This is a genomic window from Mammaliicoccus sp. O-M54 (assembly GCF_022386035.1).
GTDB classification, from domain to species: Bacteria; Bacillota; Bacilli; order Staphylococcales; family Staphylococcaceae; genus Mammaliicoccus; species Mammaliicoccus sciuri_A.
In genome coordinates, this window is sequence record NZ_JAJNJE010000022.1 from 1 (window position 1) to 2,295 (window position 2,295).

Here is a 2,295-nt window from a genome sequence, read left to right on the forward strand (position 1 = left end):
AATCTCATAATATACAAAGTGGTGAAACAAGCACTATTCAGTTACCGCAAACAGATCTTATCAAATTTATTTTTGAAGAAGGATTTATAGCAGTTAGACCATCAGGAACAGAACCAAAAATGAAACTGTATTTCTCATTGGATGTAGAGAAATTAGATGATGTGATTGAGGAATTTGAAAGAAAATTTAATTTAAAATAAGCATTATAGTGAAAAGCAACCTTTCAAGAAAAACGGAAGGTTGCTTTTTTGTGCACGATTATATTTGGTGAAAGTTATAACCGGATATTTTATGCTATTAAAGTATTTCGAAAGTTAAATTAGTAAAATTACAATTCATTGTTATTTTATTTGAAATGAAGAAACAATGACAAAATTTAAATGTTTTTATTTTTATTTTTACTAAACATGATATAATCGTTGTATGAAAATTGTTCTTTTTTCAATACTTTTGGATCATGCAAAAAACAAAGGAACAAAGAAAATTAGTTGTTATTTGAAAGTAGGATTGACCACATATGCCACATTGGTCAATATCAATTTATATATTCATATTTAACTTTATATAATAACTATTTTCACAACATAAAAATGAAATGAGATGATTAATCATGATTTATACTGTTACATCTACATTACCTGAAATGCATGCAGGGAGAACCAAAGCATTACTACGTAGAATTGCTTTATACAATAACGAGCTAAATGTAAAACAAACAATCTTAACTACTAATTATAATCCGAATTATGAGTGTGTTTATTCAACGTTTATTAGAAAGAATACTTTAAATGAAGATACTCATATTGTGAATATATATGATTGGTTATCAAATTTTAAATTACATAATTTAAATAATGTTGAAGTTGATATTTCAGTGCATCAACCAGTTAGAGTAAAAAATTATTATGCTGTACCCAATTATGATAAAAATTGCGTAAGGTATTATGACAATGACAATGATAGGTATATCCTATACCGTCAATATTATCCTAATTCTGAAATTGTTAAGTTTGAGGATTATTTTGTTACAGGTACAAAGCATAAAACAGAAAGATGGGAGTACAATATAAATGGTATACTCCATAAGATTACCAATTATAGTCCTAAATTTAACAAAAAATTAGCGGAAAACTTTTATGACTTAGAAGGTAACATTTATTGTAAGAAATATTATGAAGATAATGAAGCTAATAAATTAGAATATATTTATACATATAAGGATGGAATTCTTAATAGTATTTACAAAACAGAAAAAGATTTATTTAAGTATTTCTTTAATTGTTTATTTAAAAAAGGGGATATAGTTTTTAATGATGCAAGACTTTTAGATCGCCCTTTATTGGATTGTAAGGTGGACATAAAACCAATACTAGTCTTTCATAATGCTCATAAAGTGGATGGAGAAATTAAAAATTCTTATAAATATGCATTGAATAATTCTGATAAAGTAACTAAATACTATTTACTTACTCATTCTCAACAAAGAGATATTCAAGAAGAATTTAATATAGAAAATGAAAAATTTACAGTTATTCCACATTTTATTGAGAAATCAAATGAAATTGCTGAAAAGAAAGACCAATTCGTTTATTTAGGTAGATTTAATGAACAAAAACAGATGCCTCATCTTATTAAAGGTTTTAAGAAATTTAATCAGCATGGGTTTGATACTAAACTTGTTTTATATGGTGGCACAGATATTAAAGAGAAAGATGAAATTAAAAAACTTGTTAAAGAAAATGAACTTGAAAATTATGTAGAAATACATGATTTTACTAGTAATCCTGGTTTAGCATTCAGGGAGTCCTTAGCATCGTTATTGACAAGTAAATTTGAAGGGTTTGCATTAACAGTTATGGAAAGTATCAATGAAAATTGTCCAACTATTTCTTATGATATTAAATATGGTCCAAGCGAAATAATTGTTGATGGTGAAAATGGTTATTTAATTGAGGCAAATAATATTGATGCATTTGCTGATGCAATGGTGAAAATTAAACAAAATCCATTAAATAATGTTGAAAATAAAAAAGAACTTAGTTATGAAAGTGCAGTAAATAATTTTAAAGAATTAATAAATGAAGTTAAGAAAATTAATATTTAAAATCAAGTTATTCAAGAGAGGAAGAAAAATAATGAAAATAAAAAAAGCAATTATCCCTGCCGCTGGCTTAGGAACAAGATTTTTACCTGCTACAAAAGCGATGCCTAAAGAAATGTTACCAATATTAGATAAACCAACAATTCAATATATTGTAGAAGAAGCGTCACGTGCTGGAATTGAAGATATAATTA

The 2,295-nt window shown here is 26.0% G+C and carries 2 protein-coding genes and 1 pseudogene; all 3 read left to right on the forward strand.

Translation table 11 applies throughout. The features are described from left to right. Positions 1-200: pseudogene (locus LQ673_RS14650) on the forward strand (phospho-sugar mutase); the annotation flags it as partial. Between the two features lie 410 nt (positions 201-610). Then, positions 611-2,104, forward strand: coding sequence for a glycosyltransferase (locus tag LQ673_RS14655; RefSeq protein ID WP_126477717.1), 1,494 nt, complete (start codon positions 611-613; stop codon positions 2,102-2,104). Between the two features lie 28 nt (positions 2,105-2,132). Continuing rightward, positions 2,133-2,295, forward strand: a 163-nt coding sequence (locus LQ673_RS14660; RefSeq protein WP_345772913.1) for a sugar phosphate nucleotidyltransferase, incomplete at its 3' end; no start/stop codon positions are given.